The following is a 25,974-nucleotide window of genomic DNA, read 5'->3' as shown; positions in this document are numbered from 1 at the left end:
GGATGCTCGCAAGCGTCTTTCGCGATATATACTGCGCGCCATTCTTCAAGGGAGAGCCGTGTGGCCATCGATATTCACTGGATCTGCGACAACGATAGCCTCGGCCAGCATTGCGCCGAATGGCAGCAGTTGCCATTCGTCGCCCTCGACACCGAATTCATGCGGGTCGACACCTTTTACCCCATTGCCGGGCTGATCCAGATCGGCGATGGCGTACGCGCTTACCTGATCGACCCTCTGACCATCGACAATTGGCAACCCTTGGCCGCCTTGCTGGAAAACCCGGCGGTGATCAAGGTGGTGCACGCGTGCAGCGAAGACCTGGAAGTGTTGCTGCGCCTGACCGGCAGCCTGCCGGTGCCGTTGTTCGACACCCAATTGGCGGCGGCTTACCTGAACCTCGGTTTCTCCATGGGCTATTCGCGCCTGGTGCAGGCCGTGCTGGATATCGAGTTGCCCAAGGGTGAAACCCGCTCGGACTGGCTGCAGCGGCCGTTGTCCGAGACCCAGGTGAGCTACGCCGCCGAAGACGCGGTGCACTTGGCCGAGGTCTACATCCGCCTGCGTCCGCAGCTCTCAGACGACAAATACGCCTGGGTGCTGGAAGACGGCGCCGAGTTGGTGGCCAACCTGCGCCGCGAAGTCGACCCGTACGAGGTGTACCGCGACGCCAAGCTGGCGTGGAAACTGTCCCGCGCCCAGCTCGCCGTATTGCGTGAACTGTGCGCCTGGCGCGAGCAGCAGGCCCGTGCCCGCGACCTGCCGCGCAACCGCATCATCCGCGAACACTCGTTGTGGCCCCTGGCCAAATCCCAGCCGGACAACCTCGCCGCGCTGGGCAAAATCGAAGACATGCACCCGCGCACCGTGCGTCAGGACGGCCAGTTTCTGCTGGACCTGATCAAGCGCGCCGCCAGCGTGCCCATGGACCAATGGCCACCGGCTGTTGCCGAGCCGCTGCCGGTGGACGCCGCCACGCTGATCAAGCATCTGCGGGCCTTGGGCCAGGCCGAAGCCGAACGCCTGGACATGGCGCCGGAACTGATGCTGCGCAAGAAAACCCTCGAAGCCCTGGTCAAGAGTGGCTACCCCGATGGGCCTTATAAATTGCCAGACTCGCTGCGTGGCTGGCGCCGCGAGTTGATGGGCCAGGCGCTGCTCGACAGCCTGGCCACTGCCGGAGAACAGCCTTGAAACGTATTTGCTCCATCTACCGCAGCTTGAAAAAAGACGGAATGTACCTCTACGTGCTCAAAAGCGACGCGCTGGAGCGTGTGCCGGAACCGTTGATGGCGGCCTTCGGCAAGGCCCATCTGGCGTTCGAGATGATCCTGACGCCGGAGCGCAAGCTGTCCCGCGAGGACATCACCGTGGTCCTGGAAAACCTCGACAAGCAGGGCTACCACCTGCAAATGCCACCGGCCGAGGATGAGTACATCGAGCACTTGCCCGAAGAGCTGCTGCGCCGCAACGACCCGATGTGATCGGTCAGTGCCCGAACCGGGCACCTTCTTCAATGCAAACGTATTCGTTGGCGGTGGCCGTAAGGATGCGGGCGGCCGTCTGCAGTGTTTTTGAAAGGTTTGAACCATGCGTGTTCTGATTGCTGAACAGGATTACCCGCTCTACGCCCAATTGCTGGGTGACGCCGCGCCGGACGTCGAAGTGCTGACCAGCGGCGACTCGGCCGAACTGTCGCGCCTGGCCGCCGATTGCCCGGTATGGCTTGGCCAGCCGGATCTGCTCGCCACCCTGTTGCGCCAAGGCCACCAGCCGCAATGGCTGCAATCGACCTGGGCGGGCATCACGCCGCTGCTGGCCGATGGCTTGCCACGCGACTATCGCCTGACCCGTGCGGTGGGCATTTTTGGCCAGGTCATGGCCGAATTTGTGCTCACCTACATGCTCGGCCACGAGCGCGAAGTGCTCGCGCGGCTGGTCAGCCAGGTTGAGCGCAAGTGGGACAACCGCATGGGCCAGAGCCTGGCCGGGCGCAAGGCGCTGATCGTCGGCACGGGCGATATCGGCCAGAGCGTTGCCGATTTTCTGCTGCCGTTTGGCGTCAAGCTGTACGGCATCGCCAGCACCGCGCGTGAGCAGGCGCCGTTTATCGAAGTGGCCAGGCTGGATCAACTGGGCCGCCTGGTGGGCGAGGTGGACTACGTGATCAACCTGCTGCCCAACACGCCCAACACGCATGATGTGTACGATGCGGCGTTGTTCAAGCAATTCAAACCGACCGGCTTGTTTATCAACGTTGGCCGCGGCGTGGCCGTGGTCGATGCTGACCTGGTCGAGGCGCTGAAAGAAGGGCACCTGGCCGGAGCGGTGATCGACGTGTGCCGCCAGGAACCGCTGCCGCAGCGCCATCCGTTCTGGACTGCGTGGGGGCTGCTGCTGACCGGGCACAGCTCGGCGCCAACCTCGCCGGGGATGATGGTGGAGTTGTTTGTGCACAATCTACGGGCGTATCAAGCCAAGCAAGCGTTACGCGGAGAAGTGAGCTTCGAACGCGGTTATTAAGGTGCGAGCGGGCTTGCCCGCGATAGCAGCGTGTCAGTCAAGGATGCCGTGACTGACCGTGCGCTATCGCGGGCAAGCCCGCTTCCACAGGGGATATCAGCAAGGCTTACAGGCTGAAATCGCCTTCGGACACCAGCTCGCTCAACGGCTTGCGTGGGCTTGGCGCTTCACGGCCCTGCAAGTACTCGGGCAGGCTCGACTTGTCGCCCAGCTTGCCCACGGCCACCGCCGCGTGCAGCGCATAGCCTTGGGGAATCTTCAGTTCTTTGCGGGTCATTTCTTGATCGAAACCGGCCATGCCGTGGGTGTGCCAGCCGCTCAGGCTGGCTTGCAGCGCCAGGTGGCCCCAGGCCGAACCGGTATCAAAGGTGTGCCACAGCGCCGGGGTTTCTTCGCTGGCGCCGGGGGCGGTGAACTCGGTTTTTGACGCGATGATCACCAAGGCCGACGCATGCTGCGCCCAGGCACGGTTGAATTCATTCAGCAGGCCCAGGTAGCGTTCCCAATCTGGCGTGTCACGGCGCGCGTAGAGAAAACGCCAAGGTTGCGAGTTATAGGCCGATGGCGCCCAGCGTGCGGCCTCGAAAAAGCTCAGCAGGGTGTCTGTCGGGATGCTCTCGCCGGTAAAGGCGCGAGGCGACCAGCGTTCGGTAAATTGGGTGTGGATCGGGTAGTCGGCAACGCGTGTCATGGGCAGTTCCTGAGGTGCGATTCGGCGTTCAAAGCTACTGCGCGCCCACAGGACTGACAAGTGTTGTTACACCGCCAGTCGTAAGCGCTTGGCCCCGGGGGCCTTGGGCACTAGACTGGCGGCCTTTTCACCGACCGATACTGATGTAGAGCCATGGCCGCTAAAGTCGAACCTTTCTGGATACGCAAAACCCTTGAACACCTCGACCAGGAGGAGTGGGAGTCGTTGTGCGACGGCTGTGGCCTGTGCTGCCTGCAAAAGCTTGAGGACGAGGAGGACAACAGCGTTTATTACACGCGCATTGCCTGCAAACTGCTCGACCTGAACACCTGCCAGTGCACCGATTACCCCAACCGCCGCGCCTCGGTGCCCGACTGCATCCAGCTCACGCCGGGCCAGGCCGACCAGTTCAAGTGGCTGCCGCCAACCTGCGGCTACCGCCTGGTCAGCGAGCGCAAGGACCTGCCGCTGTGGCACCACCTGGTCTGCGGCGACCGCGATGCCGTGCACCACGAACGCATTTCCCAGTCCGGTCGCATGCTCGCCGAAGGCAGCGTGCCCGAAGACGACTGGGAGGATTACCTGATCTTCCGCGCAGGCTGAAAAAGGAGTGTGTATGACGGTGGCAACCAAGCTGGCGGCCTCTTGTGTGTTGCTGGCGCTGAGCCTGCCCGCGTGGTGCGCGAAGAAAGTCGACCTCGACTACCACGTCAAACTGCTGCCCCAGAGTGATCAAGCCGAGGTGCGTGTGAGCCTGTCCCAAGGCTCGGCGGTGCGCAGCCTGAATTTCGACCTGGGCCGCGACGGTGATTACAGCGACTTCAAGGCCGATGGCCAGTGGAAGGTCACCGGCACCCATGGCCTGTGGCAACCCAGCGCCGACAAGGCCAGCCTGAGCTACCGGGTACGCCTGACCCACGCGCGCAAACCTGGCGTGTATGAAGCGCGGATGACGCCCAGTTGGGCGTTGTTCCGAGGCGAAGACCTGGTGCCGGCTGCGCGGCTCGACCAGCAGGACGGCGTCGAGCTGGTCTCGCGCCTGGTGTTCGAGTTGCCGGCAGGCTGGAAAAGCGTCGAAACCGCCTGGCCGCGCATCGGCAAGCACAAATTCCGCATCGACAATGTTTCCCGCCTGTTCGACCGCCCTACCGGCTGGATGCTCGCCGGCACCCTCGGCAGCCGCCGCGTGCGCCTGGGCGAAACCGAGGTCACCGTGGCCTCGCCCAAAGGCCAGGCCATGCGCCGCATGGATGTGCTGACGCTGCTGACCTTCGTCTGGCCTCAAGTGGAGGCCGCGTTCCCGCGCCACCCGGCCAAGCTGCTGGTGGTGGGCGCCAGCGACCCGATGCGCCGTGGCGTGTTTGCGTCGCGCGACTCGATCTACCTCAACAGCCGCACGCCGCTGGTCAGCGAGAACGGCAGCAGCGCGTTGATCCGTGAGGTGGTGCAGGCGATCGGGCGCTTCAATGATCACGACACCAGTGACTGGATCAGCGAAGGGCTTGGCGAGTACTACGCCATCGAGCTGCTGCGCCGCGCGGGCGGCATCACCGATGAGCGGTATGCCGCGATTCAGGCGCGCTTGAGCAAAGAGGGCAAGGACGTGACCACATTGCGTGGCGACCACGTCAACGGCGCGACCGTCGCGAGGGCGGTGGTGGTGTTGCAGGAGTTGGACCGCGAGATTCGCGTGAAAACCCACAACAAGCGCTCGCTGGATGACCTTGCGCAGGCGGTGATGCGCGCGAACAGCATAACGACGGCGGAGTTTGTGCAGTTGGCCGACAGTGTGATCGGTGAGTCGTCGGTGGTGCTGGATAGCAAATTATTGCGCTGAGCTTAGGCCATACACAAAGCAAAAATGCGGGAGCGGGCGTGCTCGCGAATACGGTGTGTCAGCCAAATACTTGGCGACTGATTCACCGCTTTCGCGAGCACGCCCGCTCCCACATTCAGCTCTCCAATAGGTGGAGAGGGGCGTCAGCCAGTGGTTTTGATGGCTTTTTCAGCGGCGACTTCGGCCTTGGTCTTCAGGTTTTTCAGCTCTTCGCCCGCGCGCTCGATTTTGGTACGCACGCTGTTCATTTCCTGGCGGCCCTGTTCCAGCTTGTCTTTGAGCGAGCTGCGCCCGGTAACGCCGCGCACCAGCGCCACGCCACCAATGGCCACCTGGATGAGCCCGAAGATCCCGCCACGGCGCAGGCCTTTGCCAACCATCATCACGCCACCGGCCACCGAGCCAATGCGCTCCCAGCCGTGCACGTTTTGAGGCGGTTGGGTTTCAAACGGCGTGTGTTCGATGATAGGTCGCAGGATTTTGCTGTCGCTCATGATCTGTCTCCAACAAGGCAAGTGATATGTAGCTGACTGCCTGCAGGCGCCGGATGTTCCCAAAAAATCAGTACTTGGGGCCCGAGCGGGTGTTGTTGCCCTTGGCCAGGCGATCGTAGAGCACCACGTTGACCGTGGCGGCGAGGTTCATGCAGCCGGTGGTCGGGATGTACACCACGTCTTCACACCAGTCGCGAATCTCTTTGTCCAGCGAGCCGTCTTCGGGGCCGAAGATGTACAACGCGCGATCAGGGTGGGTGTATTCGGGCAGCGGGCGGGCGCCTTCGACCAGCTCCACGGCGACCGGGATGCAACCCAGCGGCAGGATTTTTTTCAGGTCGTCGATGCCGATCAGCGGAATGTCGTGATGGACCTTCTTGGTGTCGGTGATGAAATCCCGGGCGCGCTCGTAACGCACGCCGGTGTAGAACACCGAGGCCACGCCGTAGCAGCCGGCGGCACGCATCACCGAACCGACGTTTTCGGGGGATTTGGGGTTATACAGACCGATGCAGCTGTAGCGTTTATTGCCCACGGGGAAGGGTGCCTTGGAGAAAAACGGCGATTATACGGGGAATGCTCGGGCTGCGGTCGGTCGCGAGTTGGGTGCCGTTACAGCGGCCGCCTTCGCGAGCAAGCCTGCTCCCCCATTCGACCGCATTTCCAAGCATGTACGCGGACAAATGTGGGAGCGGGCTTGCCCGCGAAGAGGCCATGACAGGCAGCGACGATTTCAGTCGTCTTTTTTCATCAACCCGGCCAACGCCGCAAACGGGTTGTGCGTGGCCTTGGCGATCGTCGGGCTGCTGGTGGAGCCTTCGCCGAAGTACTGCTGGTCGGTGTAGCGTGAGTGTTCGTTGTCGTGGCAATACAGGCACAGCAACTCCCAGTTGGAACCGTCCTGGGGGTTGTCATCATGGTTGTGGTTGCGATGGTGCACGGTCAGTTCGCTCAAGCGCTTGCCGGCAAATTCACGCGCGCAGCGGCCACACACGTGCGGGTACATCTTCAAGGCTTTGTCGCGATAGCCCATTTCCCGGTCGCGCTGGGCATCGGCGAGGATGCGGTCCAGCTTGGCGGTGTGGGAGGGCGGGTTGGTCGAGCTCATCATGGCTCCTGGCTATTTGGGGGTTCACAGATAAGGTTGATTCTAGCCGCTTGCGGGGTAAATGACTGCTGGCTTTTTCAGCTGCTGTACAGCCTGCCGGCGGCAATCGTTTGTAGTATCGGCTCACTTCATTCTCAAGGATCTGAAACCAATGCGTTTATACACATTGACCGCAGCACTGCTACTCAGCGTCCTGGCGGCCCAAGCCCAGGCATTCTCCACGCCCAAGCCTGGCCAGATCATCGAGGTGGCCCTTGAACAATTGCACCCGACCCAGGCCGTCGTGGGCTTTGACCAGATTTACTACAGCCTGGGCCTGTTTGCCGACAAGCCGGCCAAGGTCTTCGACGAATACTGCGAAACCAACGGCCAGGGCGAGGCCGACAAGGTGCCCAAAAAGGCCGACCTGCACCAACCCGCCAGCTTCAGTTGCAAAGACCCGGTGGGCACGCATCCCGATGACATGAAAACCGTCGTGGTCGGCCCTGGTGGCCAGTTGTACCTGACCGACGGTCACCACAGCTTCACTACCTTGTGGGAAGTCCCCGGCGGCGGCCCGCAGCTGCACATGTGGGTCAAGGTGACCGATGATTTCAGCAACAGCCCGGACATGGCCACCTTCTGGCAGCGTATGGAAGCGGCGCGCAAGGTCTGGCTCAAAGGCGATCACGGCCAGCCGCTGTCACCGCAGCAATTGCCGGCGCACCTGGGCTTCAAGAACCTGCAGGACGACACCTTTCGCAGCCTGGTGTATTTCACTCGCAAGGCCGCCTACGGCAAGCCGGACGATGGCGCCGTCGCGCCGGAATTCCTGGAGTTTTACTGGGGCAATTGGCTGCGCACGCAGATCGACCTGGGTGCTTTCAACCTGAACAAGAAAGGCGGTTACAAGGACGCGATTGAAGCCGTCGCCCAGCGCATGGTCAGCCTGGCGCCCGGTTCACAGGTGGGTGACAGCGGTTTCACCGCCCACCAGTTGGGCGGCATGGCCCAGTTGGATCAAGCCGAGCTGAAGAAGACCGTCGAGAAAAAAGTGCCGTATGTGATCGATTACCGCAAATCCCGAAGCTGACTCAGGACAAAAGATGTGTGGCGTTTTGGGGATGTTGCTCAGCCCTTGAGCTTTTCGGCGATCCAGATGGTGTGCCGGGTGCCCTTGTTGCCGTGGGCGAACACCTGCACTTCCTCGGCCTTGAACCCGGCCTTGCGCAGTTTGTCGCTGAACAACTTATCGGCACTGGCCGACCACACGGCCAGTACGCCCTTGGGGCGCAGGGCTTTGGCGCAGGCAGCCAGGCCACCGGCCGAGTAGAGCCAGCTGTTGGCCTTTTGCGTAAGGCCTTCGGGGCCGTTGTCGACATCCAGCATGATCGCGTCAAAGCCTTGAGGCTCGGCTTGCAGCACCTTGGCCACGTCTTCCATGCGGATCACGGTGCGTGGGTCGAGCAGCGGGCGGCCGGACTTTTCACCCAGGGGCCCACGGTTCCATTCCACGACGCCGGGCACCAATTCGGCGACCACCACTTCGGCCGTCTTGCCCAGATGTTTGAGCGCTGAGGCCAGGGTAAAGCCCATGCCCAGCCCGCCGATCAACACCCGCGAACCCGGGCGCCCGGCGACTTTGCGGCAGGGAATTTCCGCCAGTGCGTCTTCGGAGCCGTGCATGCGCGTGTTCATCAGTTGGCCGCCGTCACCGCCCTGGATCTTGATGACAAAATCCTCGCCGTATTCGAACAGGCACAAGGCACCGCCGTTATCGGGGATTGGAGTGGTGTCGAGCAGAACGAAACGTTTCATTGAAATCTCATTGGGAAGGGCATTCTTGCGCGGTTGGGAGTAGCCTTACGACATTCCGGTCAGGCCATGGAGCCATCGATGAAGTGCAGCATTCTAACGGTCATTGTGCTTGGCGCGCTCACATTGGGTGCGGCCCAGGCTCAGGAGGTGCAAACCGTTCCGGTCGCACCCGCGCCAACGCCCGGTGCGCCGGGTACACCGACACCGACGTTGTACCCGCAAGTCACCCCGCCTGTGGCGCCCAAAGCCACCGCCAACGGTTCACCCGCGCTGGTGCCGATTGTGTTGCCAACGCCGCCCAAGGACCAGAGCGTGCCTGGCCTGCTGCAAAATGACAGCAAGCCGAAGACGCCCGGCGGTTAAAACGGTTGCGAGAGCAATTGCCCGTCGGCCATGCGCAGGCGCTTGGACAAGGCGATCGCAATCGCGCGGATGATCTTGGCCGCGACCCTGGGCGCTTCGTTGAGCATTTTTTCCAGCGAGTCCTTGCCCAGGTTCAGCAGCACGCAGTCACTTGCCGCCAGGCAACTGGCAGAGCGCCGCTCGCCATCGAGTACCGCCATTTCGCCAAACGCCCGCCCACTGCGCAGGGTGGCGATGGTCAGGCGCTGGCCTTCATGGTTGGTTTTCTGCACGGCCACCTGGCCGCTGTGGATGATGCACATGAACGTGCCGGCATCGCCCTCAACGAAGATCACTTCGCCCTGGGCAATGCTGCTGATGTTGAAGTAGCCGGCGGCGACGTGAAAATCTTCCGGCAGCAAAGCGTCGAACAGGCCGCAGTCCATGAGCATGTCGCGGATTTCATTGTTCAATAAAGTTGGTTGAGGCATAGCTGCAATCTTGGTCCATCAATCAAGTAGGCGGTCTGTGTGTTCAGACAGGACCGCCGCCCTAAGTTCCTTAAATCAACCCCAGCGCCTTGAACACAAATGCATATTCGAGCGCTACATCACGTAATCCCTGATAACGCCCGCTCATGCCACCATGGCCGGCGCCCAGTTCAGTCTTGAGCAACAGCAGGTTGTCGTCTGTCTTGGTGTCGCGCAGCTTGGCCACCCACTTGGCCGCTTCCCAGTACTGCACGCGGCTGTCGTTGTAGCCGGCGATCACCAGCAGGGCCGGGTACGCCTGGGCGCTGACGTTCTCGTACGGCGCGTAGGCCTTGATGCGTTCGTACACCTCTGGCTCTTCAGGGTTGCCCCACTCGTCGTATTCGGTGATGGTCAGCGGCAGCTCCGGGTCGAGCATGGTGTTGAGCACATCCACGAACGGCACTTCGGCAATCGCCGCCTGGAACAGCTCCGGGCGTTGATTGAGTACCGCGCCGATCAACAGGCCGCCGGCACTGCCGCCGCTGATGGCCAGTTGTTTGGAGGTGGTCAGGCCCTGGGCGATCAGGTGCTCGGCGCAGGCGATAAAGTCGCTGAAGGTGTTCTGTTTGTGTGCCTGCTTGCCGTTGCGGTACCAGGCTTCACCCAATTCGCCGCCGCCGCGTACGTGCGCAATGGCAAACGCCACGCCACGGTCGAGCAGGCTCAGGCGTGCGTGCGAGAACCAGGGGTCGAGGCTGTGGCCGTAGGCGCCGTAGCCGTAGAGGTACAGCGGCACCGGTTTGCCCAACTGGTCGCGTTTGACAACCAGGCTGATCGGCACCTGGGTGCCATCGGCAGACGTGGCCCACAGGCGTTGACTGACGTAGTCGTCGGCGTTGAACTCGCCGAGTACCGGCGTTTCCTTGAGCACGGTTTGCGCGCCGGTCGCCAATTCCAGCTGGCGCACCTGGGCCGGACGGTTCAGCGCTTCATAGCGCAGACGGATCTTGTCGCTCGGGAATTCCAGGCTGTTTTGTACATAAAGGCTATAAGCGGCGTCGGGCAGTTCGACGCGATAGGCCGGCACGTCCTCAGGGTGCACTTCGATCACTGGCAGGCCGCCGATGCGCAGGCTCAAGGTCATCGCGCTGGCATTGAGGCTCACGCCGTCGAGCATCACTTCGTCGCTGTGCGGGATCAGGTTTTGCCATTGATCTTCGGTGGGCACGCTGCCGGTGTCGGCGGCGACGAACAGCGCGTAGTTGATGCCATCGCGGTTGCTGCGGATAAACCAGGTCCACTCGCCATTGCGCTGGCCGTGGTCGACATCGTATTCGTGGTCTTCGACCCGTGGTGCCAGGCAAGTGAAGTCGAGGTGCGGCTGGTTGGCGTCCAGCGCCCAGATTTCACTGGTGGTCTTGCTGCCGAGCGCCAGCAGCAACTGGCGCTCGGAACTGGAGCGGTAGCAGTGCAGGAAGAAACGTCCGTCAGGCTCGTGGAACACTTCCTGCGCTGCCGTGCCATCCAGGCGGTAGCGATACAGTTTGTGTGGGCGATGGGTGTCGTCCAGTTCGCCGAAGAACAGGGTCAGGCTGTCATTGGCCCAGGTCATGCTGCCGTCGCAGTCCTGAAACTCCAGTTCGCTGACTTTGCCGTTAGCCAGTTCCTTCACGTACAGGGTGTAGATCTCTTCACCGCTGGTGTCCAGGCTGTAGGCCAGGCGCTGGTGGTCGGGGCTGATGCTGAACGCGCCCAGCGAGAAAAAGCCGCCGTTGGCGAGTACGTTGGGGTCGAGCAGCAGTTCTTCGCTGCTGTCGTCCACTGTGTTGCTGTCATCTGCCGGGCGGCGGCAGCGGTAATGGCGGGCGTATTCGTCACCGGCGGTGGTGCGCGTGTAGTACAGGTACGGACCCCACGGCGAGGGCAGGGACAGGTCGGTTTCGAGAATGCGGCCCTTGATCTCGTCGAACAGGGTTTCGCGCAGCGCCTGCTGATCGGCGAGTTGCGCTTCCTGCCAGGCGTTTTCGGCTTTGAGGTAATCGAGGACTTCAGCCGTGTCACGCTCTTGCAGCCAGGCGTACGGGTCCTGCCCTTCGGCCTTGCGGGCAATCGGGGCGGCAGTGATGTGGGTCGATGAAGGCATGGATCACTCTCTGTCTGGCGGATGGTGGCAGGCATTGCAGCCGAGACACGCAAAAGCCGTTATCATAGCCGCCTGTTTGCCTACCTTGCCATGGACACCATGACCGAGAACGACTATCTGACCGCTTGGGGCCTTTACGCCTTCGCCGCTTTGGGCTGCCTGTTGGTGTGGTGGCGCATGACCCGCTGGATCTGGCGCTGGCTGCGCGAGCCGCTGCAGTTGCTGATGGCGGTGCTGCTGTTCAGCCCGACCATCGTCGATCCGGTCAAGACCCAGTTCGCGCCGGCGGTAGCGATCACGGCTTTGGACCTGGTGCTGCATGTCGGCAATAACGCCTGGCGGGCCATTTCCGACCTGTTCATGTACACGATGATCGCGTTTGGCGTGTATATCGTGTTTGCGCTGATCCGCTGGCCCATCGAGCGCGCCGCCAACGCCCGGCGTGAGCGCAAGGCCGCTGTCGACGCCGCCCTGGCTGCCGAGACGGTTGACGAAGACGACGAGCCGTTCCGTCGCCCGGCGCCTGCCAGCGGAATGCGCGTCGAACCGCGCCTTTGACGTCGTCCGCCCTGCAGCGAGAGCCCTGGCATGTGTGAATTATTGGGCATGAGTGCCAACGTCCCCACCGACATCGTGTTCAGCTTTACCGGGCTGATGCAGCGGGGCGGGCGTACCGGCCCCCACCGCGACGGTTGGGGCATCGCGTTCTACGAAGGCCGTGGCCTGCGCCTGTTTCAGGACCCAGCCGCCAGCAGCGAGTCGGAAGTCGCGCTGCTGGTGCAGCGTTATCCGATCAAAAGTGAAGTGGTGATTGGCCATATCCGCCAGGCCAACGTGGGCAAGGTGAGCCTGGCCAATACCCACCCGTTCGTGCGCGAGCTGTGGGGCCGCAACTGGTGTTTTGCCCATAACGGCCAGCTGGCGGACTTCAACCCGCGCGCCACGTTCTACCGGCCGGTGGGCGATACTGACAGCGAAGCAGCGTTCTGCGACCTGCTCAACCGTGTGCGCGAAGCCTTCCCCGAGCCGGTAGAGATCGAACAAGTGCTGCCGGACCTGATCGCCGCCTGCGCCGAATACCGCAGCAAAGGCGTGTTCAACTGCCTGCTCAGCGACGGTGACTGGCTGTTTTGCTACTGCTCGACCAAACTGGCGCAGATTACCCGGCGCGCACCGTTCGGCCCGGCGCGCTTGAAAGATGTCGACGTGATCGTCGATTTTCAGGCCGAAACCACCCCCAATGACGTGGTCACCGTGATCGCCACCGAGCCGTTGACCGACAACGAAAACTGGACCCGCTACGAACCGGGCCAATGGAGCCTGTGGCGACGCGGTGAATGCGTCAGTCAGGGCATTACCGAGTAAGGATATCGACCATGCTGCTCAGTTATTTGCGGTTGGTGCTGTTTGCCATTGGCTTGTTGGTCGGCGTGCAGGTGCCGGGTTTCATCAACGACTACGCCAAGCGCGTCGAGGCCCACCTGATCGAGGCCCAGACCGGCCTCAGCGGGTTTGAAACCACTGCACGGCAGTTCTTCAACGGTGATTTGCAGGCGTTGGTGGCGCATTACCGCGCCAGTGATGATCCGGTGTTCCAGAGCGACGCCAACAGCCTGGGTACCTTGCTGGATCGCCAGGTGGCGTTGGACAAGCAATTCCAGGCCATGCAAGGTCCGTGGTACATCCGCGCCCTGCAGGTGGCGGTGGCCGCGGACCCGGCGATTCGCCTGGAAACGTGGAACGGCTACAGCTATCAGATCCTGCTGACGCCGGAAGCGATGGGCTGGGGCCTGGGCGGGGCGATGCTGTTGTCGTTCGGCATTGAATGCCTGTTCCGCTTGATCGACTGGGTGGTGTTGGGCGGCAAGCGCCTGCGTCAGAGTCGGCCGATTGAAGAGCGTGACCTGAAGGGCCTCTAAAACTGCTGAGAATCTAAATGTGGGAGTGGGCTTGCCCGCGAATGCGGTGGATCAGTCGCCTAATAGGTTGGCTGACACTGCGCATTCGCGAGCAAGCCCGCTCCCACATGTGGCCCCGGTTTTTTCAGTGGCTTAGCACCATGTGCGCTTTGCCGACCTCTTCGGCATAGCGGGCCACCACCTTCTGGCACAGCCCGACAATCTCCTCCACCAACTCCACACCTACCCGCCACGACACTACCACCTGCAGATTCGGCAGCTTCTGCGCCATCGGCAGCATCACCAACTCCCCGCGTGCCAGTTCCTCGCTGACCAGCACCGGCGGCAGGGCGCCGATGCCGAAGCCATCGCGCAGCAGGCGGGTGATCGCCGACACCGAATTCACACAGTTCATGCGCGGCGCGGCGACGCCGTTGGCCTGCATCAGGCTCAGCACGTCCTGGTGCGGGTGGGAGTTTTTCGAGTAGGTGATGATGCGCTCCTGGGCCAGTTCGGCGAGGGAGGCATAGTCGCGGTTGTAGAGCGAGTGGCTGGCGACGATCCAGGCCATCGGGTGGCTGGCCAGTTCCAGGCTGCGCACGGTTTCCAGGCGCAGCAGGTCGGTTTGCAGGATCAGGTCGAGGAAGCCTTTTTGCAGCTGATCGCTGAGGTTCAATGCGGTATCGGCGACCAACTCGATTTCCACCAACGGGAAGTGGTCCATCAATTCGGCCACCAAGGGGCTGAGCCAGGTGTGAATCACCGTGTCCATCGCGCCGATGCGAATCCGCCCGACCTTGCTGCTGGTGGTCTCCAGTGACTGCTTCAAACCCTGCATGGTCACCATCATCTGCTCGGCGTAATCGAGCACCTTCAAGCCTTCCGGGGTCAGGCTCACGCCGCGTGAGTCGCGTAGAAACAGCTTCACACCCAACTCGCTCTCGAGCACGGCAATGCGGCTGGAAATCGAGGCCTGGGTGGTGAACAACTTCTCGGCGGTCAGGCGAAAGCTCTTGAGCTTGGCCACCCAGACGAAGGTTTCGAGGAACTTCAAATTCATGGGATCAACTTTTCTTATGCATGGATCGGTTTTTATTAGTTGGACGCCGCACCGGGCAAACGCCAAAAATCGAGCTATTCCACGATAAGCGTCGTTGGGGTGTGAGGACAAGTTGCCAGTTCTGTACGAAAAATCCCACACTACAAAAAATACAACGCCTGAAAAACAACGCCTGGAGGAGCACCCACCGTGAGCCGTCTGCTATTGAATTGCGACATCGGCGAAAGCTTTGGCAACTGGACCATGGGTCTGGACGCCGAGGTCATGCCGTTCATTGATTGCGCCAACGTGGCCTGCGGCTTTCATGCCGGTGATCCGAGCATCATGCGCAAGACCGTCAGCCTGGCCTTCAAGCACGGCGTGCAAGTGGGGGCGCACCCGGCGTACCAGGACCTGCAAGGCTTCGGTCGACGCTCCATGGCCTACACACCGCAGGAAATCCAGGACCTGCTGCACTACCAGATCGGCGCCCTCGACGGCATCTGCCGTGCGCAAGGCGGGCGGGTCAGCTACGTCAAACCCCATGGCGCGATGTACAACGACATGATGGCCAACCCTGCGCAATTGCGCGCAGTGATCCAGGCCGTGGCCGCTTATGGCGATCTGCCGCTGATGCTGCTGGCCACCCGCGACAACAGCGCGGCCCAGGCCTTGGGCGATGAGTACGGCGTGACCTTGTGGTTCGAGGCCTTTGCCGACCGCGCTTACGACCCCAAGGGGCATCTGGTCTCGCGCCAGTTGCCGGGCGCCGTGCACCATGATGCCGAAACCATCGTGCAGCAGGCGCTGACGATTTCCCGTGGCGACGCCCTGACCGCCAGCGATGGCAGCGCCATGGTGTTGCAGGCCAACACCTTGTGTGTGCATGGCGACAACGCCAGTTCGGTGGCCGCCGTGAAACGTATCCGCGAGGCGCTGAAGACAGCATGAAGCCACGCATTGAAGTGGTGGCGATCGACTGCCTGATGGTGCGTCTGTTTGATGTCATTGCCGAAGCCAACATGCCGTGGATGCTCGCCGCCACTCAACGCCTGCGCGAGGAGTTTGGCGCGGCGTTGGTGGACCTGGTGCCGTCCTACACCACGTTGATGGTGCATTACGACCTCACCGCCTTAACCCCGGCCCGGGCGCGCGTGTTGATCGGCCAGGCGCTGACCGACTTGCAACCCCAGGCCCGGGGCAGTGGCCAGTGTCACGTGTTGCCGGTGTGGTACGACCTGAGTGTCGGCCCGGAACTGAGCTTGCTCAGCCAGCGCAGCGGTCTGTCGGTTGAGGACGTGATCCGCCGCCACAGCGCCCATGAATACCAGGTGTTCGCCCTCGGGTTTGCCCCCGGGTTTGCCTTTATGGGGTTGGTGGACGAAATCCTGGCGACGCCGCGCCTCAATACCCCGCGAAAGCGTGTGGCGGCCGGCAGCGTCGGCATTGCCGAGCGGCAAACCGCCGCGTACCCGGTGGTTTCGCCCGGTGGCTGGAACCTGATCGGCCGCACCCCGGCCAAGCTGTTCGACCGTGAACGCGACGGTTACAGCCTGATGCAGCCCGGCGATACGGTGCGTTTCGAGGCGGTCGGTCACGCCGAATTCATCAACCTGGGTGGCGATGACACGCCGTTGGAGGCGCAGGCATGAGCCGCTTGTTGATTGAGGCCAGCACGCCGCTGTGCCTGTTGCAGGATGCCGGTCGCTTTGGCGTTCGGCACCTGGGCGTGACCCAGGGCGGCGCGCTGGACTGGGTGTCGATGTCCTGGGCCAACTGGCTGCTGGGCAATGCGCTGGATGCGCCGGTGGTTGAAATCACCTTGGGCGGGTTCACCGTGCAGGCCGAGGAGTATTGCTTGCTGGCATTGGCCGGCGCGGACCTGGGCGCGTACATCGATGAGCGTGCGATCAGCCCGGGACGCAGTTTTATCCTGCAAAAGGGTCAGCGTTTGCGCTTTACCCAGCCGTTCAATGGCGCGCGGGCCTACCTCGCGGCGCCGGGCGGCTTTGATGCGCCGCAGGTGCTGGGCAGTTGCGCCACGGTGGTGCGTGAAGCGTTGGGCGGTGTGGATGGTTTCGGCACGCCGCTGGCCGAAGGCGCGCGGCTGGCTTACTCCGGGGTGGGCGGCGCGATGAAGGTGTTAAGCGCGCCGGACTTGCCCGCCAAGGCGCCATTGGAGGTGATAGTCGGCGCACAAATCGGCCAATTCAGCGGCCAGAGTTTGTTCGATGCTTTTAACACCGATTGGGCACTGGACAGCCGCGCCGACCGCATGGGCATGCGCCTGCTGGGCACGCCGTTGCAGTATCAGGGGCCGTCGTTGATCTCCGAAGGGATTCCGCTGGGAGCGATCCAGGTGCCGCCGGATGGGCAGCCGATTGTGTTGCTCAATGATCGGCAGACCATTGGCGGCTACCCGCGTTTAGGCGCGTTGACGCCCCTGGCGCTGGCGCGGCTGGCGCAATGTTTGCCGGGGGAGAAGGTGCGCTTGGCGCCGGTGGTGCAGGAGACGGCGCATCGGCAGCATGTGGACTTTTTGCAGCGCTTCAGCGAAGGCTAAAAATGTAGGAGGGGGCTTGCCCCCGATAGCGGCCTTTGAGTGCCCGTTGCATTGGCTGACACTCTGCCATCGGCGGCAAGCCCCCTCCCACATGGGATGTGCGTTGCGTGGGAGGTTTGAGTTACTTGGAGAGAAAGCGCATCCCTTCTTCCAGGCCCCGCAGCGTCAGCGGATACATCTGATCTTCCACCAGCTCGCGCACAATTCCCGTCGACGCCGTATACCCCCACGTGTCTTTCGGGTACGGGTTAATCCAGATCAGCTTCTTGTACTTGGCCATGAAGCGCTGCATCCACACGTACCCAGGCTCCTCATTCCAGTGCTCGACGCTGCCGCCGGCCTGGGTGATTTCATACGGTGCCATCGACGCATCGCCGATAAAGATCACTTTGTAATCGGCGCCGTATTTATGCAGCAAGTCCTGGGTGGAGGTGCGTTCGGAGGTGCGGCGCTGGTTGTTCTTCCACACCGACTCGTACACGAAGTTATGGAAGTAGAAGTACTCCAGGTGCTTGAACTCGGTCTTGCACGCAGAGAACAGCTCTTCGCAGATCTTCACGTGGGCGTCCATTGAGCCGCCGATGTCGAACAGCAACAGCAGTTTGATGGTGTTGCGCCGCTCCGGACGCATCTGGATATTCAGCAGCCCGGCATCGCGGGCGGTGTGGTCGATGGTGCCGTCGATGTCCAGCTCTTCGGCCGCACCCTGGCGCGCGAACTTGCGCAGGCGGCGCAGGGCAATCTTGATGTTGCGCGTGCCCAGTTCCACCTGATCGTCGAGGTTCTTGTACTCGCGCTGGTCCCAGACTTTTACCGCCTTGCCCTGGCGCTTGCCGGCCTCACCCACACGGATGCCTTCCGGGTTGTAGCCGCCGGAGCCGAACGGGCTGGTGCCGCCGGTGCCGATCCACTTGTTGCCGCCGGCATGGCGCTCTTTCTGTTCTTCCAGGCGTTTCTTGAATTCTTCGATGAGCTTGTCCAGGCCACCGAGGGACTGGATCTGCGCACGCTCTTCATCGCTCAACGAGCGTTCGAACTCCTTGCGCAGCCACTCTTCGGGGATCAGCGCCTGCAGGTGGTCGTCGAGCTTTTCCAGGCCGTTGAAATAGGCACCGAACGCGCGGTCGAACTTGTCGAAATGCCGCTCGTCCTTGACCAGAATCGCACGGGCCAGGTAGTAAAACTCGTCCATGTCGGCGAAGACCACACGCTGTTTCAGCGCGTTGATCAGGTCGAGCAGCTCGCGCACCGACACCGGCACCTTGGCGGCACGCATCTCATTGAACAGGTTGAGCAACATTATCGATTACCGCGACGGCTCATGAAGGCCAGACGTTCCAGCAACTGCACGTCTTGCTCGTTTTTCACCAGGGCGCCGGCCAACGGTGGAATGGCTTTGGTGGGGTCGCGTTCGCGCAGCACGGCTTCGCCGATGTTGTCGGCCATCAGCAGCTTGAGCCAGTCGACCAGTTCGGAGGTGGACGGCTTTTTCTTCAGGCCTGGCACCTTGCGCACGTCGAAGAACACGTCCAGCGCTTCGCTGACCAGGTCTTTCTTGATGTCGGGGTAGTGCACATCGACGATCTTTTGCAGGGTGGTGCGGTCAGGGAAGGCGATGTAATGGAAGAAGCAGCGGCGCAGAAACGCGTCCGGCAGCTCTTTCTCGTTGTTGGAGGTAATGATGATGATCGGGCGTTTCTTGGCCTTGATGGTCTCGTCGATTTCGTAGACGTAGAACTCCATCTTGTCGAGTTCTTGCAGCAAGTCGTTGGGGAACTCGATGTCGGCCTTGTCGATTTCATCGATCAGCAGAATCACGCGCTCCTCGGACTCGAAGGCTTCCCAGAGCTTGCCCTTCTTCAGGTAGTTGCGCACATCGTGGACCTTGTCCACGCCCAGTTGCGAGTCGCGCAGGCGGCTGACCGCGTCGTACTCGTAGAGGCCCTGATGTGCCTTGGTGGTGGATTTGATGTGCCAGGTGATCAGCTTGGCGCCGAAGGATTCGGCCAATTGCTCGGCAAGCATGGTCTTGCCGGTGCCGGGCTCGCCCTTGACCAGCAGCGGCCGTTCCAGGGTGATGGCGGCGTTGACGGCCAGTTTCAGGTCATCGGTAGCCACATAGGCCTGGGTGCCTTCGAACTTCATCGGTCATTCCTCGAATTCATCAATGCCCGGACTATACCGTGCAGCCCCGGCGACTGTGAACGCAGACGGGTTATTCAGTCTCTGAATGGCCGGTCACGCGCGACCCTTGGTGGCTTTCTCCAACGCGTACGCCCGCGCGTCCGCTTTGTCCCTGAGCTTGCTACCGCCCCAAAGGGCCAGTGCGGCCAGCACCAGGGTGACCGTCCCGGCGAGGATCATCATGCCGGCGATGGGGCCGCCGTGCATGGCGAACCCCACTATTTTCACGAAGCCTGAATAGGCCAAAAGGTAGCCAATAATTGTCAGTATCCAGCCTGTAATGCGCATGCTCAGTTTCCTTACTCGTTGGTCATTCACCCGTCGGCACGCTAATCGCTAAGCCATCTCCCGGTCGGCGTGCGGCTCAGTCCGCGCTGGGCTTGGGTTGTTCATACCGCGCATTGAACGCCTGGATAAAACCATTACGCAAAATCGCCAAAAATGCCGAGAACGCGCTGATATTTTGCTGGTGCACGCTGCCGCTGAGTTCCACGCGGGTGGCAAACTGGTTTTTGTTCTGGTTTTTTAATACGGTCTCGCTGGCGCCAACCACGGCTTCCCAGATTGAGCGGAAGATATTCTTGTCCTTATTTTCGACATCCTGTTTCCAGTCGAACACCTCTACGTCGCGCAGCAGCGGCTTGATATAACCGCTCAGTTGGCCTTTTTCAGCCTGTGCTTCGACCACCACATCACCGGTGCCGGCCTTGAAGTCGAACTTGCCGTACGCCGACGCGAAGTCATTCAGGCGTTTGAGTTGAATATCCTTGGCGCGAAAGCGGAATTCGAAGTCTTCGAAGTTGCTCAGCGGGTCGAAAGCCGCGGTGGCCTCCAGGGGCGCCTGGCCGAGCAATTGCGCCTTGCCTTCAAAGGTGGCGTCCCGCTTGCCTTTGATGTCCACCACATTGGTCAGGTTGTAGAAGCTGGCGTTGACCTGGGTGGCGTAGATATTCACCGCAGGCTTGGAATTGAAGTTGTGAAAGGCAATCTTGCCGTCCTGAATGCGGACTTCGTTGAGGGTGATCGGCAACAATTTGCCCAACTGTTCACGCCAGTCGGTGCCTTTACCGGTCTGCGATGCCTGCTGGTTGCCACCGTCGACGAAGTTCAACTCCGGCTGGAAGAACTGCACCTCGGCCACCACCGCATGGTCGTACCACAATGAATGCCAGCTCACCGACACGTCGATCACCGGCGCCTTGACGAACGGAACCGGCACTTTACCGTCGACTTTGACGATCTGCAGGCCGTTGATTTTATAGGCCCCGCGCCACAGCGCCACGTCCACATCCGTGACCTGGCCACGGTAATCGCCCATGTCGGCGAGCTTGTCGTTCAGGTAGTTGCGCACCAGGTAGGGCAGGGCGAGGTCCAGGGCAATCAGTACTACCACCAGTACGGCAACGATCCATAGCAGCCCACTGTAGCGACGTTTCATGTGCAGGTTCTCCAACGTTATAGGCGATGGACCGCGCGTACCGGCCCAACGTTCCTCTGACTGGACGCCTACCGGCCTGAGGCATACCCTTGTGGCCTTGTTGAAATTGCCTTAAGGACCCGTCATGAGCCGTATCTTTGCAGACAACGCGCACTCCATCGGTAACACGCCCCTGGTGCAGATCAACCGCATCGCACCGCGTGGCGTGACCATCCTGGCCAAGATCGAGGGGCGTAACCCAGGTTATTCGGTGAAGTGCCGCATCGGCGCAAACATGATCTGGGACGCCGAAAGCACCGGCAAACTCAAGCCGGGCATGACCATTGTAGAACCGACTTCCGGCAACACCGGCATCGGCCTGGCGTTTGTGGCCGCCGCCCGTGGCTATAAGCTGCTGCTGACCATGCCAGCATCGATGAGCATCGAGCGGCGTAAAGTGCTCAAGGCGCTTGGCGCCGAGCTGGTGTTGACCGAGCCGGCCAAAGGCATGAAAGGCGCGATCGACAAGGCTGGCGAGATCGTCGCCAGCGACCCGGCCACCTACTTCATGCCGGCGCAGTTCGAAAACCCGGCCAACCCGGCGATCCACGAAAAAACCACCGGCCCGGAAATCTGGAACGACACCGATGGTGCCGTGGACGTGCTGGTCGCGGGCGTAGGCACTGGCGGCACCATCACCGGCGTGTCGCGTTATATCAAGAACACGGCGGGCAAGCCGATTTTGTCGGTGGCGGTAGAGCCGATTGTCTCGCCGGTCATCACCCAGGCGTTGGCCGGTGAAGAGATCAAGCCGAGCCCGCACAAGATCCAGGGCATCGGCGCCGGGTTTGTGCCGAAAAACCTCGATCTGTCGATGGTTGACCGCGTGGAGCTGGTGACCGACGAGGAATCCAAGGCCATGGCCCTGCGGCTGATGCAGGAAGAGGGAATTCTGTGCGGTATTTCCTGTGGCGCCGCAATGGCCGTGGCCGTGCGTCTGGCCGAGAAACCGGAAATGCAGGGCAAGACCATCGTGGTGATCCTGCCGGACTCCGGTGAGCGCTACCTGTCGAGCATGCTGTTCAGCGATTTGTTCACCGACCAGGAAACCCAGGCCTGATCGGTACTGTGTAGCAAGTAGGGCTGTTGTGGCGAGCGGCTTGATGTGGCCTGTGGGCTTGCTGTGGCGAGCGGGCTTGTCCCGCGTTGGGCTGCGAAGCAGCCCCTAAAACCTGACAACGCGGTCTATCAGGTACACCGCGACGTCTGAAGTGGGAGCGCTGCGCGCTCCAACGCGGGGCAAGCCCGCTCGCCACGGCCAGCTTGCAGGCCACTACAAGCTTGCAGGCCATTACACGCTTGCAGGTCACTACCGGCCCGCAAGCCACAAGGGCCCCAGGGTGTTGATTTATGTCAGCCGGTCGGCCTGGCCCTTCTGCATAATGGCCCAAGTGTTTATCATGGCCGGCTGCTACGTCTGGTTTCCCGTCGACGGGAGGCTGTTGGCCAGGCGCTTATTTCCAGGAGTTGCTGCATGACCTTTTCTTTGGCCGCCAAACTGTCGGTGTTGCTGTTGTTTATCGGCAGCACGCTGTATGTGCACCTGCGTGGCAAGGCGCGTTTGCCGCTGTTGCGTCAGTTCGTCAACCATTCGGCGCTGTTTGCACCCTATAACGCCCTGATGTACCTGTTCTCGGCCGTGCCGTCCAAACCGTACCTGGACCGCAGCAAGTTCCCGGAGCTGGATGTGCTCAAGGACAATTGGGAAGTGATCCGCGAAGAGGCCATGCACCTGTTCGACGAGGGTTACATCCGCGCCGCCGAAAAGAACAACGACGCCGGTTTCGGTTCGTTCTTCAAGAAGGGCTGGAAGCGTTTCTACCTCAAGTGGTACGACAAACCGCTGCCATCGGCCGAGGCGCTGTGCCCGAAAACCGTGGCCCTGGTCAGCAGCATCCCCAACGTCAAGGGCGCGATGTTCGCGCTGTTGCCGGGCGGCAGTCACCTCAACCCGCACCGCGACCCGTTTGCCGGTTCCCTGCGCTATCACCTCGGGCTGTCCACGCCAAACTCCGACGATTGCCGCATCTTCGTCGACGGCCAGGTCTATGCCTGGCGCGACGGTGAGGACGTGATGTTCGACGAAACCTACGTGCACTGGGTGAAGAACGAAACCGACCAGACCCGCGTGATCCTGTTCTGCGACATCGAACGCCCGCTGAGCAACCGCATCATGACCCGCGTCAACCGTTGGGTCAGCAAGCAACTGGGTCGCGCCACTGCGCCGCAGAACCTGGACGATGAACGCGTTGGCGGGATCAACCAGGCGTATGCCTGGAGCAAGACCTTCAGCGACAAGTTCAGCGGTGTGGTCAAGCAATGGAAGCGCAAGCATCCCAAGGCCTACCGCATTGCGCGGCCGGTGCTGGCGGTTATCGTGCTGGTGCTGCTGTGGAAGTGGCTGTTCAGCTGATTTGAATGGTTAAACACAGGTTGAAAGGTGGGAGGGGGCTTGCCCCCGACAGCGGTGTGTCAGGCTGAGTATCTATACCTGATCCACCGCCATCGGGGGCAAGCCCCCTCCCACATTGGTTTTGCAGTATTGCTTAAGAGGCGATCAACTGGCGCAGCACATAGTGCAGAATCCCGCCGGCCTTGAAGTATTCCACTTCATTGAGGGTGTCGATCCGGCACAGCACTTCGACCTTCTCGCTGCTGCCATCCTCGCGCGTAATCACCAACGTCAGGTTCATCCGCGGCTCGATCTCGGCATGGGTCAGCCCAAGAATGTCGATCTTCTCCTTGCCGGTGAGTTTCAGCGCCTTGCGGTTCTGATCCAGCTTGAACTGCAACGGCAGCACGCCCATGCCCACCAGGTTGGAACGGTGAATGCGCTCGAAGCTCTCGGCGATCACTGCCTTGACCCCCAGCAGGTTGGTGCCCTTGGCTGCCCAATCGCGGCTTGAGCCGGTGCCGTACTCCTGGCCGGCGATCACCACCAGCGGTGTGCCCGACGCCTGGTATTTCATGGCCGCATCGTAGATCGGCATTTTCTCGCCGGTGGGGATGTACAGCGTGTTGCCGCCTTCTTCGCCGCCGAGCATTTCGTTGCGGATACGGATATTGGCAAACGTGCCGCGCATCATCACTTCATGGTTGCCCCGGCGTGAGCCGTAGGAGTTGAAGTCACGCGGCTCCACGCCCTGCTCGCGCAGGTAGCGTCCAGCGGGGCTGTCGGCCTTGATGTTGCCAGCAGGGGAGATGTGGTCGGTGGTCACCGAATCGCCCAGCAAGGCCAGTACGTTGGCGCCTTTGACGTCCTCGATGACCGGCAGTGGCCCGGCGATGTCGTCGAAGAACGGTGGGTGCTGGATGTACGTAGAGTCTTTCTGCCATACGTAAGTCGCCGCTTGCGGCACTTCAATCGCTTGCCACTGCTCATCGCCGGCAAACACCTCGGCATATTCCTTGTGGAACATGCCGGTGCTGACTTGAGCCACGGCGTCGGCGATTTCCTTGCTGCTTGGCCAGATGTCTTTCAGGTACACCGGCTTGCCGTCTTTGCCTTCGCCCAGCGGCTCGCTGCTGATGTCGATGCGCACCGTACCGGCCAAGGCGTAGGCGACCACCAGGGGCGGCGAGGCCAGCCAGTTGGTTTTCACCAGGGGGTGCACGCGGCCCTCGAAGTTACGGTTGCCGGAGAGCACCGAGGCGACGGCGAGGTCGGCTTTTTGGATGGCTTTTTCGATCGGTTCAGGCAATGGACCGGAGTTACCGATGCACGTGGTGCAGCCGTAACCCACAAGGTCGAAGCCGAGTTGGTCAAGGTATTGGGTGAGGCCCGCCGCCTTGTAATAGTCGGTGACCACTTTGGAGCCAGGCGCCAGCGAGGTTTTTACCCAGGGTTTGCTGGTGAGGCCTTTTTCCACGGCTTTTTTCGCCACCAGGCCTGCGGCCATCATCACGCTGGGGTTGGACGTGTTGGTGCATGAGGTAATCGCGGCAATCACCACGGCGCCGTTTTTCAGGCGATAGGTGTGGCCGTCGTACTCATAGTCGGTTTCGCCCACCAAGTCGGCGTTGCCCACGGCGACCCCGCCGCCGCCTTCGCTTTCCAGGCGACCTTCTTCTTTGCTGGTCGGTTTGAATTGCAGGTCGAGGAAATCGCTGAAGGCCTGGCCTACATTCGGCAGAGACACACGGTCCTGCGGGCGTTTAGGCCCGGCGAGGCTGGCTTCGACGCTGCCCATGTCCAGCGCCAGGGTGTCGGTGAATACCGGCTCCTGGCCGGCGATGCGCCACAGGCCCTGGGCCTTGGTGTAGGCCTCCACCAGCTTGACGGTTTCGGCAGGGCGACCGGACAGGCGCAGGTAGTCCAGCGTCACCTCATCCACCGGGAAAAAGCCGCAGGTGGCGCCGTATTCCGGCGCCATGTTGGCGATGGTGGCGCGGTCGGCCAGCGGCAGGTCGGCCAGGCCGTCGCCGTAGAACTCGACGAACTTACCCACCACGCCTTTTTTACGCAGCATCTGGGTGACGGTCAGCACCAGGTCGGTGGCGGTGATGCCTTCCTTGAGTTTGCCGGTGAGCTTGAAGCCGATCACTTCCGGAATCAGCATCGACACCGGCTGGCCGAGCATCGCCGCTTCTGCTTCGATGCCGCCCACGCCCCAGCCGAGTACGCCGAGGCCGTTGATCATGGTGGTGTGCGAGTCGGTGCCTACCAGCGTGTCCGGGAAGGCGTAGGTGCGGCCGTCTTCGTCCTTGGTCCACACGGTGCGGCCCAGGTATTCAAGGTTGACCTGGTGGCAGATGCCGGTGCCCGGTGGCACCACGCTGAAGTTGTCAAAGGCGCTTTGGCCCCAACGCAGGAAGGCGTAGCGTTCACCGTTGCGCTGCATTTCGATGTCGACGTTTTGCTCGAACGCGCTGGTGCTGCCGAATTTGTCGACCATCACCGAGTGGTCGATGACCAGGTCCACGGGGGAGAGCGGGTTGATGCGCTGCGGGTCGCCACCGGCCTTGGCCACGGCGGCGCGCATGGCGGCCAGGTCGACCACGGCGGGCACGCCGGTAAAGTCTTGCATCAGCACGCGGGCCGGGCGGTATTGGATTTCGCGGTCGGACTGGCGCTCTTTGAGCCAGGCGGCGATGGCCTTGAGGTCGGTGCCGGTGACGGTTTTGTCATCTTCCCAGCGCAGCAGGTTTTCCAGCAGCACCTTGAGGGACATCGGCAGCTTGTCCAGGTCACCCAGGCTCTTGGCGGCTTCGGGCAAGCTGAAGTAGTGGTAGGTCTTGTCGTCGATTTGCAGGGTTTTAAGGGTTCTCAGGCTATCAAGGGATGACATTACATGACTCCTTATGGTCCGCACGGCTACGGACCTGACGGGACGAACAGAGCTATCAACTTAGCCCTGTTTTCATTAGCAGGCTAATAACTGGACTCTATCGTTAAGTCCAAGGTT

28 protein-coding genes are annotated in these 25,974 nt (G+C 61.6%); 15 read left to right on the top strand and 13 right to left on the bottom strand.

Annotation, left to right across the window (positions count from 1 at the left end; genetic code table 11):
- The first annotated feature begins 60 nt into the window (after positions 1-60).
- The 3 genes from rnd to AACW30_RS20415 all read left to right on the top strand — a co-directional run bounded on the left by rnd (position 61) and on the right by AACW30_RS20415 (position 2,523).
- Positions 61-1,194, top strand: coding sequence for a ribonuclease D (gene rnd, locus AACW30_RS20425; protein ID WP_106576969.1), 1,134 nt, complete (start codon positions 61-63; stop codon positions 1,192-1,194).
- Complete coding sequence (locus tag AACW30_RS20420; RefSeq protein WP_056857316.1) at positions 1,191-1,484, top strand: YcgL domain-containing protein; 294 nt, start codon at positions 1,191-1,193, stop codon at positions 1,482-1,484. Before rnd ends, AACW30_RS20420 begins: the two co-directional genes overlap by 4 nt.
- A 106-nt stretch (positions 1,485-1,590) precedes the next feature.
- Positions 1,591-2,523 carry a D-2-hydroxyacid dehydrogenase gene (locus tag AACW30_RS20415; protein WP_200623248.1) on the top strand — a complete coding sequence of 311 codons (933 nt, stop codon included), beginning with the start codon at positions 1,591-1,593 and terminating at the stop codon, positions 2,521-2,523.
- 106 nt (positions 2,524-2,629) lie between these two features.
- Here AACW30_RS20415 and AACW30_RS20410 read toward each other — a convergent pair whose 3' ends face one another.
- Positions 2,630-3,214 (bottom strand): nitroreductase family protein, encoded by a 585-nt coding sequence (locus tag AACW30_RS20410; protein ID WP_200623245.1) that lies wholly within the window; start codon positions 3,212-3,214, stop codon positions 2,630-2,632.
- Between the two features lie 153 nt (positions 3,215-3,367).
- Here AACW30_RS20410 and AACW30_RS20405 point away from each other — a divergent pair, with 153 nt between their 5' ends.
- Together AACW30_RS20405 and AACW30_RS20400 are read left to right on the top strand one after the other, a co-directional pair.
- Complete coding sequence (locus AACW30_RS20405; protein WP_106576966.1) at positions 3,368-3,817, top strand: YcgN family cysteine cluster protein; 450 nt, start codon at positions 3,368-3,370, stop codon at positions 3,815-3,817.
- A 13-nt stretch (positions 3,818-3,830) separates the two neighbouring features.
- Positions 3,831-5,051, top strand: coding sequence for a hypothetical protein (locus tag AACW30_RS20400; protein WP_106576965.1), 1,221 nt, complete (start codon positions 3,831-3,833; stop codon positions 5,049-5,051).
- Positions 5,052-5,194: 143 nt separating this feature from the next.
- On the opposite strand, the gene AACW30_RS20395 is transcribed toward AACW30_RS20400, so the two are convergent.
- The 3 genes from AACW30_RS20395 to AACW30_RS20385 all read right to left on the bottom strand — a co-directional run bounded on the left by AACW30_RS20395 (position 5,195) and on the right by AACW30_RS20385 (position 6,653).
- Complete coding sequence (locus AACW30_RS20395) at positions 5,195-5,545, bottom strand: YgaP family membrane protein (protein ID WP_200623243.1); 351 nt, start codon at positions 5,543-5,545, stop codon at positions 5,195-5,197.
- Between the two features lie 67 nt (positions 5,546-5,612).
- Positions 5,613-6,080 (bottom strand): RNA methyltransferase, encoded by a 468-nt coding sequence (locus tag AACW30_RS20390; protein WP_003189607.1) that lies wholly within the window; start codon positions 6,078-6,080, stop codon positions 5,613-5,615.
- A 198-nt stretch (positions 6,081-6,278) separates the two neighbouring features.
- Positions 6,279-6,653: a YajD family HNH nuclease gene (locus AACW30_RS20385; protein ID WP_003210675.1), complete on the bottom strand. Its 375-nt coding sequence runs from the start codon at positions 6,651-6,653 to the stop codon at positions 6,279-6,281.
- A 151-nt stretch (positions 6,654-6,804) separates the two neighbouring features.
- On the opposite strand from AACW30_RS20385, the gene AACW30_RS20380 reads away from it, so the two are divergent.
- Positions 6,805-7,725 carry a ParB/Srx family N-terminal domain-containing protein gene (locus tag AACW30_RS20380; protein WP_200623241.1) on the top strand — a complete coding sequence of 307 codons (921 nt, stop codon included), beginning with the start codon at positions 6,805-6,807 and terminating at the stop codon, positions 7,723-7,725.
- 38 nt (positions 7,726-7,763) lie between these two features.
- On the opposite strand, the gene AACW30_RS20375 is transcribed toward AACW30_RS20380, so the two are convergent.
- Positions 7,764-8,450, bottom strand: coding sequence for a spermidine synthase (locus AACW30_RS20375; RefSeq protein ID WP_058411058.1), 687 nt, complete (start codon positions 8,448-8,450; stop codon positions 7,764-7,766).
- A gap of 78 nt (positions 8,451-8,528) precedes the next feature.
- On the opposite strand from AACW30_RS20375, the gene AACW30_RS20370 reads away from it, so the two are divergent.
- Positions 8,529-8,813: a hypothetical protein gene (locus AACW30_RS20370; protein WP_106576962.1), complete on the top strand. Its 285-nt coding sequence runs from the start codon at positions 8,529-8,531 to the stop codon at positions 8,811-8,813.
- Here AACW30_RS20370 and AACW30_RS20365 read toward each other — a convergent pair.
- Together AACW30_RS20365 and AACW30_RS20360 are read right to left on the bottom strand one after the other, a co-directional pair.
- Positions 8,810-9,283, bottom strand: coding sequence for a cyclic nucleotide-binding domain-containing protein (locus AACW30_RS20365; RefSeq protein ID WP_200623239.1), 474 nt, complete (start codon positions 9,281-9,283; stop codon positions 8,810-8,812). The two genes, AACW30_RS20370 and AACW30_RS20365, sit on opposite strands and share 4 nt — an antisense overlap.
- 70 nt (positions 9,284-9,353) lie before the next feature.
- The gene (locus AACW30_RS20360; RefSeq protein ID WP_200623235.1) at positions 9,354-11,408 is read right to left on the bottom strand and encodes a S9 family peptidase; all 2,055 of its coding nucleotides are present in this window, start codon (positions 11,406-11,408) and stop codon (positions 9,354-9,356) included.
- Between the two features lie 21 nt (positions 11,409-11,429).
- Here AACW30_RS20360 and AACW30_RS20355 point away from each other — a divergent pair, with 21 nt between their 5' ends.
- The 3 genes from AACW30_RS20355 to AACW30_RS20345 are packed head-to-tail and all read left to right on the top strand — an operon-like array spanning position 11,430 to position 13,327.
- Positions 11,430-11,966 (top strand): MFS transporter, encoded by a 537-nt coding sequence (locus tag AACW30_RS20355; RefSeq protein WP_106576959.1) that lies wholly within the window; start codon positions 11,430-11,432, stop codon positions 11,964-11,966.
- Positions 11,967-11,996: 30 nt separating this feature from the next.
- A complete protein-coding gene (locus AACW30_RS20350; RefSeq protein WP_106576958.1) occupies positions 11,997-12,773 on the top strand; it encodes a class II glutamine amidotransferase in 777 nt (258 codons plus the stop codon).
- An 11-nt stretch (positions 12,774-12,784) separates the two neighbouring features.
- Positions 12,785-13,327 (top strand): DUF2937 family protein, encoded by a 543-nt coding sequence (locus AACW30_RS20345; protein ID WP_106576957.1) that lies wholly within the window; start codon positions 12,785-12,787, stop codon positions 13,325-13,327.
- 124 nt (positions 13,328-13,451) lie between these two features.
- Here the strand turns inward: AACW30_RS20345 and AACW30_RS20340 are convergent, their stop codons facing one another.
- On the bottom strand, positions 13,452-14,366 hold the full coding sequence (locus AACW30_RS20340) for a LysR family transcriptional regulator (RefSeq protein ID WP_119739157.1): 915 nt from the start codon (positions 14,364-14,366) through the stop codon (positions 13,452-13,454).
- 189 nt (positions 14,367-14,555) lie between these two features.
- Here AACW30_RS20340 and AACW30_RS20335 point away from each other — a divergent pair, with 189 nt between their 5' ends.
- From AACW30_RS20335 to AACW30_RS20325, 3 genes are read left to right on the top strand one after another with little or no spacing between them, the layout of a single operon-like run.
- A complete protein-coding gene (locus AACW30_RS20335) occupies positions 14,556-15,296 on the top strand; it encodes a 5-oxoprolinase subunit PxpA (RefSeq protein WP_200623231.1) in 741 nt (246 codons plus the stop codon).
- Positions 15,293-15,997: a 5-oxoprolinase subunit PxpB gene (gene pxpB / locus AACW30_RS20330; RefSeq protein WP_200623229.1), complete on the top strand. Its 705-nt coding sequence runs from the start codon at positions 15,293-15,295 to the stop codon at positions 15,995-15,997. The genes AACW30_RS20335 and pxpB overlap by 4 nt, the downstream gene beginning before the upstream one ends.
- Complete coding sequence (locus AACW30_RS20325; protein ID WP_200623226.1) at positions 15,994-16,908, top strand: 5-oxoprolinase subunit C family protein; 915 nt, start codon at positions 15,994-15,996, stop codon at positions 16,906-16,908. Before pxpB ends, AACW30_RS20325 begins: the two co-directional genes overlap by 4 nt.
- A gap of 121 nt (positions 16,909-17,029) precedes the next feature.
- Here the strand turns inward: AACW30_RS20325 and AACW30_RS20320 are convergent, their stop codons facing one another.
- From AACW30_RS20320 to AACW30_RS20305, 4 genes are all read right to left on the bottom strand, one after another.
- The gene (locus AACW30_RS20320) at positions 17,030-18,208 is read right to left on the bottom strand and encodes a vWA domain-containing protein (protein ID WP_119739165.1); all 1,179 of its coding nucleotides are present in this window, start codon (positions 18,206-18,208) and stop codon (positions 17,030-17,032) included.
- The gene (locus AACW30_RS20315) at positions 18,208-19,053 is read right to left on the bottom strand and encodes an AAA family ATPase (RefSeq protein WP_003210690.1); all 846 of its coding nucleotides are present in this window, start codon (positions 19,051-19,053) and stop codon (positions 18,208-18,210) included. Before AACW30_RS20315 ends, AACW30_RS20320 begins: the two co-directional genes overlap by 1 nt.
- 93 nt (positions 19,054-19,146) lie before the next feature.
- Complete coding sequence (locus AACW30_RS20310; protein WP_124416707.1) at positions 19,147-19,380, bottom strand: hypothetical protein; 234 nt, start codon at positions 19,378-19,380, stop codon at positions 19,147-19,149.
- A gap of 76 nt (positions 19,381-19,456) precedes the next feature.
- Entirely contained in the window at positions 19,457-20,530 is a 1,074-nt protein-coding gene (locus AACW30_RS20305) for a DUF748 domain-containing protein (protein ID WP_106576951.1), read from the bottom strand.
- A 124-nt stretch (positions 20,531-20,654) separates the two neighbouring features.
- On the opposite strand from AACW30_RS20305, the gene cysK reads away from it, so the two are divergent.
- Both cysK and AACW30_RS20295 read left to right on the top strand, forming a co-directional pair.
- Entirely contained in the window at positions 20,655-21,629 is a 975-nt protein-coding gene (gene cysK / locus AACW30_RS20300; RefSeq protein WP_119739169.1) for a cysteine synthase A, read from the top strand.
- Positions 21,630-22,043: 414 nt separating this feature from the next.
- The gene (locus tag AACW30_RS20295) at positions 22,044-22,982 is read left to right on the top strand and encodes an aspartyl/asparaginyl beta-hydroxylase domain-containing protein (protein ID WP_200623224.1); all 939 of its coding nucleotides are present in this window, start codon (positions 22,044-22,046) and stop codon (positions 22,980-22,982) included.
- A gap of 133 nt (positions 22,983-23,115) precedes the next feature.
- Here the strand turns inward: AACW30_RS20295 and acnA are convergent, their stop codons facing one another.
- Complete coding sequence (acnA, locus tag AACW30_RS20290) at positions 23,116-25,857, bottom strand: aconitate hydratase AcnA (RefSeq protein WP_119739172.1); 2,742 nt, start codon at positions 25,855-25,857, stop codon at positions 23,116-23,118.
- Between the last annotated feature and the right edge of the window lie 117 nt (positions 25,858-25,974).

It is taken from the genome of Pseudomonas sp. MF6747 (genome assembly GCF_963890955.1).
GTDB lineage: Bacteria > Pseudomonadota > Gammaproteobacteria > Pseudomonadales > Pseudomonadaceae > Aquipseudomonas.
This window is presented reverse-complemented; position numbering and strand designations above follow the sequence as displayed.